6 protein-coding genes are annotated in these 7,232 nt (G+C 50.3%); all 6 read right to left on the reverse strand.

Annotated elements, in window-relative coordinates; genetic code table 11:
* Window positions 1-807 (reverse strand): AAA family ATPase (locus ACJROR_RS07900; protein WP_406546648.1); only part of this gene is annotated, 807 nt, incomplete at its 3' end.
* Between the two features lie 454 nt (window positions 808-1,261).
* Window positions 1,262-2,059, reverse strand: coding sequence for a hypothetical protein (locus ACJROR_RS07905; RefSeq protein WP_406546649.1), 798 nt, complete (start codon window positions 2,057-2,059; stop codon window positions 1,262-1,264).
* A gap of 226 nt (window positions 2,060-2,285) precedes the next feature.
* Window positions 2,286-3,740, reverse strand: a complete 1,455-nt coding sequence (glgA, locus tag ACJROR_RS07910) for a glycogen synthase GlgA (RefSeq protein WP_406546650.1) — start codon at window positions 3,738-3,740, stop codon at window positions 2,286-2,288.
* An 11-nt stretch (window positions 3,741-3,751) separates the two neighbouring features.
* Entirely contained in the window at window positions 3,752-4,969 is a 1,218-nt protein-coding gene (glgC, locus tag ACJROR_RS07915) for a glucose-1-phosphate adenylyltransferase (RefSeq protein WP_406037601.1), read from the reverse strand.
* 52 nt (window positions 4,970-5,021) lie between these two features.
* Window positions 5,022-6,197 carry a methyltransferase gene (locus tag ACJROR_RS07920; RefSeq protein WP_406546651.1) on the reverse strand — a complete coding sequence of 392 codons (1,176 nt, stop codon included), beginning with the start codon at window positions 6,195-6,197 and terminating at the stop codon, window positions 5,022-5,024.
* Entirely contained in the window at window positions 6,197-6,994 is a 798-nt protein-coding gene (rsmA, locus tag ACJROR_RS07925; RefSeq protein ID WP_406037605.1) for a 16S rRNA (adenine(1518)-N(6)/adenine(1519)-N(6))-dimethyltransferase RsmA, read from the reverse strand. Before rsmA ends, ACJROR_RS07920 begins: the two co-directional genes overlap by 1 nt.
* Between the last annotated feature and the right edge of the window lie 238 nt (window positions 6,995-7,232).

A 7,232-nucleotide genomic window follows, 5' to 3' on the forward strand; every position in this document is an offset into this window, starting at 1 on the left:
GCCGGCCAGCTCATTAAAACGGGGATCGGAGCTTAACTGTTCGGAGACAAATCCCGAGACTGTATTATCCATGTTTATCGGCACCACGCCGGTTACAAATATTCTGTCAATGAGATGATCCTGATTTCCGGATCTGAGGGTGTTAAAAAATCCCGCAAGCATTTGTCTTGCTTCGGCAGCCAGCTGAAAATCACCGAAAGCCCTGCTCAATAGGTCTATGCCGTTACTGAAATTATCATATTCGTCAACGATGACCATGAGTTTGTCTGAGGGAACAAAACCTCTTATCCGGAGAAAAAAATCTAACATTATCAAGGAAGGATCCGGAAATCTGGAGATATTTTCGTAGTATGCAGTTATCTCAGAAGGTCGTAATTCATCTCTGCTTTCTGATACGCTATTTGGAAGAAAGCCCCGGACAGATTTCGGGTACCTTGCAATAAAATCGGAGATACCAAAAAGAACCCTTTTGATAAAAGTCCTTGTCATACTGTCGCTGTTATGTGTGTCTGCTCCGGATAGATCAAATTGCAGCACGTAATAGGAGTTTTTCCGGGGTGTGGGATGAGAAGCTATATATTTGCCTTTAAAGAGCCTGTCAGCTTCCTCCTTCTGGGCAATATCATAGTAATATCTGAGAAGTTCTGTGAACATGGTTTTGCCGAACCGCCGGGGTCTGAGAAACATGGATACAGTGGTACCGCTGTTTTCATAAACCTCAAGAAAACGGGTCTTATCTACGAAAGCGCAGTTATTCTCAATAATGTTCTTAAAGACCGTCATTCCAATCGGGATTTTTTTGGGCATTACAAAAACCTTTTTGTCCTTGCTGTGGTAAAACCGCAGGCTTTTATTTTCATCTCAGTTTTTCGGGTGACAAGCATGATATCTGAAATAACAAGGTTTGCCTGGTAACAGCCGGAGTCCGGCGGCTTCTCTTGTCATTCTGCTATGTAATGGGGAATGCGCTGAAAATGACGGTGCAGGGCAGACATTTTCCCGGTTAACTTAAGAATCTTTTCCTGTACCAGCTGCCATAATTGAGTTTTTCAGTATCACAACTAATTTATCTCCCCGTACATTTTTATGATAATGATGAATGCGGAGAATAGCAACAATCCCGATGCTATTTTAGTGACGAATGATTAGGTTTACGGGCCGCAAAACTATCCTGCGGCGGGATTTTGCAGATCCGGGCGGATACCCCCGGCTTTTTCAGGCAGTGCAGGAGAGACTGAGAGCAAGAGGAGGCGCGTCAGGGTTATGCAGCCTTATCCTCAGTGCTGCTGTCATCGGCAGCAGCGGCATATATCTGGTACCCCAGAATACCCAGAGTTACCAGATAATGACTGAGAAAAAAAGTTCCTGCAATAAACAGAAAGCCCCAGTTAAAAATGTTAACTGCCAGAAGTCCCATGCTCCCGAAAATATGCGGGCCCGCAATAACTGCGGAAGCTATGACAAAGTAAAAGAATGCCATCTCCATGAACCAGTTTACCAGCATTACCATCAGGGGGATGACGTTCTCCTTCAGGAGCGAAATGGCGCGAATACAGGATACGGAAATGCCGTTTTTTTCCTGCAGTGCCTGAAAGTTTGCCGTAAAGAGCACCAGGCCCCATATGGCGCTGAAGAATATGGCGCCGATAACGCAGTATACTGCTGAAAAGTTCCGGGCTCCCGGTTCGCCGAAGTTCTGCATAAGGTTAATGATGCTGCCAAAGATGAGAAGCAGAGGCGGCAGGATCATGAGAGCAAAGATCCATACCCGGAGCTTCAGTCTGGCATATACCCAGATATTAAGTTCCTGCCAGCCGGAGGAGCTCCCGTGAATTGCGGATACGGTTTTTGCCATGACCAGTCCCAAAGCCATGGGGATCAGAAAAAACGCCAGAAAGGGAATGGCTGAGGAAAGCAGACAGACAAGACCGGACAAAATGGCGACAATGAGCATTCCCGGAACATTGAACATCATGGCCAGAGCCTGAAAGGGACTCATAAATGCGCTCATGGGTGAAATTCTGCGGGGTTCCGCCAGATTATCGATAAAGTACTGCATAAAACACTCCTGCCTTAACCGGGAGATAATTATACCTTCTTTGCGGGGTGGCTGCTGATGTGGCGGCGGGAAACCGGGAAAAGAGCCCGAAAGGGCTGAGGGGAGGGCTGAGAATTACAGGGAAGAGCAGAGAGTCAGAGAAAGACAGGAGCCTGAGAAAATATCCAGTTCTGAGGGGGCTCTTCATCATAATTCCCGGAAAGCCGAACTTCTTCCGGAGACATTATCAGATTCTCTGCGGGGACTCCAGCGCGCTTCGGTACATGGTCTCATACTCTGAAGCGGATTTCTCCCAGCTGTAGCGGATTTTCATGGCATTCTTTCTGATGCGCTGAAACTCTCCCTTGTCCTGCAGATAGAAGATAAGCACCCGGCGGAGACAGTTAAGAAGCTCGTAAGGCGCAGGCTCCGTGAAGACAAACCCCGTGGCGTTGTCCGAATCGTCATCGTAGCAGATAACCGTATCCTTAAGACCGCCCACGGCTCTCACTATGGGGAGAGTGCCATATGCCAGACTGTACATCTGATTGAGTCCGCAGGGTTCAAAAAGCGAGGGCATGATAAAAAAGTCCGCTCCGGCTTCTACCAGATGGGCCAGATGATTGTCATAAACGCTTTTGAACACAAATCGCTGGGGAAATTCCCGGGTGTAGGGCGTCAGACCCTGCTCCAGCGACGGATCTCCGGTGCCTACCAGAATAAACTGGATTTCATGCTCCAGAAAACTTTTCAGGATGGGAAGGAGGAGGTTCACCCCTTTTTGTTCCGTGAGTCTGCAGACCATGCCAAACACCGGCACATCCTTTACCGGAAGATTGGTGGTTTCCTGCAGGAGGTATTTGCAGAGCTTTTTGTTGTGGATTTCATTTTCTGAAAAGCGGAACGGGATCTCCCGGTCGTTTACGGGATCCCAGTCAGTATAGTCGCAGCCGTTTACAATGCCGCAAAGATCCGAGATGCGGTCGATGAAATTCTGCGCCATGCCGTGGCCGCCCAGAAAGGTGGTGAGCTCCTCCGCATAGCTGGGACTCACGGCATTAATCTTATTGGCATAGAAGACCCCGCATTTCAGGTAGTTGATGTTGCCATAGCCGTGCTCAATGCTGTCATTGTGGATATGCGAAAGCTCCGGGATCATCCAGAGCTGGCTGCGGTCGTAGATGCCCTGGAAGGAGCCGTTATGCACCGTGAGCACCGTTCTGGTGTTTCTGAAGAATTCGTTATTCTGGTATTTTACAGAGAGAATAAGAGGGGTGAGGGAGGTATGCCAGTCGTTGCAGTGAATGATGTCGGGACAGAAGTTCAGGGCCAGCACGGCTTCCAGACACGCCGCTGAAAAGAACGCAAACCTTTCTCCGTTGTCCTGATAGGCGGTGTTGTTCTCGCCGTAAAGGTTGTTGCGGTTGAAATAATACTCGTAGTCAACCAGCCAGACCTTGATGCCCTCGATGCTGCTTTCGCGGATTTTATAGCTGATGCCCTGCGACTGTCCGCTCTGCATTTCCAGCTCCGCCACCACGGGGAAATACCGCCAGCCGCTTATTTTGCCGTAACAGGGCATCATTATTACAATATCGTGGCCTTTTGACTTCAATGCCATGGGCAGGGCTTTGGCCACATCGGCGAGTCCGCCGGTTTTGGCATAAGGCACAACTTCTGAGGAAAGAAATAATATTTTCATACTTCGTATTCTTAGAAGCCGATTTTGGCCCCTTTGGGAACTGCAACAATACCGCCGTCAGATACGGAAAAGAAATTCCGGTCGCGCTCGAAATCCTCCCCGATGACGTATCCCGGGGCAATTACCACATGCTTGTCAATGATGGCCCGGCGAATCCGGCACCCGGCGCCGATCTTCACATCGCCCAGAATGACGCATTCGGAGATTTCCGCTCCCTCGTCAATGATGGAATTGAAGCCCACGATGCTGCGTTCCACGAGGCCGCCGGTAATGTTGCTGCCGGCGGATATCAGAGACTGGGAGATGCGGCACTTGAAATCCGGGGTGTCGCGGAAGGTTGCCGGGGGCAGCGGCGGGTAGTGGGTATGAAGAGGCCAGGAGGGATTGTAAAGATTGAATTTCGGAGTGTCTGACACCAGATCCATATTTGCTTCCCAGTAGGCATCCAATGTGCCCACATCCCGCCAGTAGCCGGTGGAAGTTTCATTGGCGATGGCGTTGGTCAGAAAATCATAGACGTAAACCGGCACCCGGGGGAACATGTCGGGGATGATATCCCGGCCGAAGTCATGGGAGGAGGTAAAGTTTTCCGCATCCATGGCCAGTTCCCGGTACAGGGTTTCCGCCTCAAAAACGTAGTTGCCCATGGAAACCAGGGCATGATCCGGATCTCCGGGGATGCATTTGGGGGTTCGGGGCTTTTCCTCAAAGCCTATCATTTTGCCGGTGGGATCCACCTCGATGACGCCGAAGGATCGGGCCGCCTTAATGGGAACTCTGATTGCTGAAACCGTAAGCTCGGCATGCTTCTCCCGGTGAAAGGCCAGCATCTGTCTGATGTCCATCTTGTATACGTGGTCGCTGCCGAAGATGCACACCTGATCCGGAGAACTGTTTTCAATAAAGCTGAGGTTCTGATAAATGGCATCCGCAGTGCCGTCGTACCAGCGCTTGCCCATGCGCATCTGGGCCGGCACCGGATCAATGAAGCAGCCGGGAATGCCGTTGACTGTCCAGCCCTTCTTCATGTGCATGTAAAGGGACTGACTTTTGAATTGGGTCAGGACGAATATTCTGATAATGTCGGAGTTGACGAAATTATTAAGCACGAAATCTATCAGCCGGTAGCTGCCGCCGAAAGGAACCGCCGGTTTGCTTCTGGTTACCGTAAGCGGCTGCAGTCTTGTGCCCTCGCCGCCAGCCAGAACCATTGCCAGTACTCCCGCCATGATCTGTCTCCCTGAAACTTCGCATACTACTGATTATATATTATCAGAGATTTCATTTAGTGAAACCATACAGGATTTTGTACTGAGAATTGCGGTATTTAACACCGCTTTTCCAGAATGCCTGAGACAGATGGTTTTCATAAGGCAGAAATGCATTGGCCACCATGAAAAAGGATCCTCCGGAAGCAAGATGGGAAGGGCAGTCCCGGATAAGCTTAAGCACCGGCCCGAATACCTGCTTCTTTCCCACATGAAAGGGCGGGTTGGAAATAATGAGGTCGTAACGGTCTGTTTCATCGAGCATGTCGGAGGGCAAGACCCGGATATCCGCATTGTTAAGCCGGGCGGTTTCCCGGGCCGCTTTAAGGGCAAAGGCGCTGACATCCACGGCGGTAACCCGGGTGTCCGGGAGGAGCTTTTTCAGGAAAACCGCGATAATGCCGGAGCCGGTGCCGGCATCAAGCACGGTTTTCACATGGGAGAGATCCAGATCCGCTATGCTTTCCAGCAGGAAACGGGTGCCCTGATCCATCCTGTCCATGCTGAAAACCCCCGGAATCATGGCTACGCTAAGGCTGATATCCCGGATTACGGCGTTATAGCATTCCGTATGGGGAGCCGGGGCGGGGGTAACCTCTGACGGGGCTGCGGCAGGGGCTGCTTCCGTTGTTTGAGCCGGGGATTTTTTAACAAGCATGCGGAAAAGCGTGCACTTTCTCCCGTAGTCGTACTTTTCTGCGGGGCCGGTGTTTTTAAGAATGGTCTCCATGCCCCGGACGCCTTCATCGTTGCCGCCGATGACAAATACCTCAGATCCTTCCGGAAGAAGCCTTCTCACGCTTTCGAGATAGAAGATGTTTTCCTTTTTGTTTTTGCTCATGTAGATAAGAGCGGAAGAGGGCGCAAATGATACTGCGGGTTCTGCGCCGAACATAACGGTCTTATTTCCTTCCTGCCAGGACAAAAAGCCTGCGGAAGAAGGAGATGAATCAGACGAGGAAGCTGCGGATATAGGGGCCGGAGAAGATGCATCAGGAGAAGAAGCAGCGGATGAAAATAACGGAGCAAAGCTAAGGAACTGAACGTAGTCGGTACACCAGACCAGAAGATTTTCTGCAGTTCCGGCCAGGGAGATGATTTCATTATCCGGAAAAAATCCCGTTACCAGAATGCTTCTCCCTTCAAAAATTTCCGGATGACGGGAAAGAAGTTCGCTTTTAAGAGACATTAGTCCTCCAGAAGATCGGCAAGAGTACAGTAATCCTTCAGGGAGAGGTTTTCCGCGCGGGCGGTGAGGGAAATTCCCGCATTCTCCAGCTTTTCATCAGTGAACAGGGAGGAAAGACTGTTGTGCACAGTCTTGCGGCGCTGGTTGAAGGCCACGGCCAGCACCTTTTCCAAGGCCGGAATGCTCCGGACATTAAAGGGTCTTTCCTTATGAGGCACCAGACGAGCCACGGCGCTTATTACCTTCGGAGCTGGGCGGAAGGCGGAGGGCTTAACCTCCATGATGGGAATCACCTTGCAGTAGAACTGGGTGATTACGCTGAGCCGGCCGTAATCCTTGGAATTCGGAGCGGCGGCAAGTCGTTCCACCACCTCCTTCTGGAGCATGAAGTGCATGTCGCTAATCACCTCGCACTGAGAAAAGAGATGAATAAGGAGCGGGGTGGAAATGTTGTAGGGCAGGTTTCCGAATACCCGAACCGGATGCTCTTTGGTGGCAATGCTCCGGAAATCGAATTTCAGGGCATCGGTTTCGATGATGTTGAGTTTTTCGCTGAGAAAGGGGGTATGACGGAGTCTGTCCGCCAGATCCCGGTCGAGCTCAATGCAGTTTAAGAGGTCTACTTTTTCGGCCACAGGTTCGGTAAGAGCCCCGAGTCCGGGGCCGATTTCCAGAATAAAGTCGTCCTTCTTGGGATTTATGGCATTGACAATATTGGCGATTACCCGGGAATCCTGTAAAAAGTTCTGGCCGAAGCGTTTTCTGGCTACATGACCAAAGGTAACTCTGTCATTCATTAAGATAATATCCTCCAGGGGGCAGGTTGGTATTCTGTTATTTTTGCGGATTTGAGGGATTGCGTGACAGCAGACCGCGTTAAATCATGAGGTTCCAGAGCGGTTTTTCTTCCCTCTTTGTACATTCTCTCGTCTTTTTTGCCGGCTATCACTTTACGGTAATGTACTTCTGAAGACGGCTGTTTGGTTTCTCAGGAACTGTCATAGCTGTCTCTTATAAACATATCCGAGCCCACGA

Origin of the sequence: Succinimonas sp. (genome assembly GCF_045225735.1) — a bacterium.
Taxonomy (GTDB): Bacteria; Pseudomonadota; Gammaproteobacteria; order Enterobacterales; family Succinivibrionaceae; genus Succinimonas.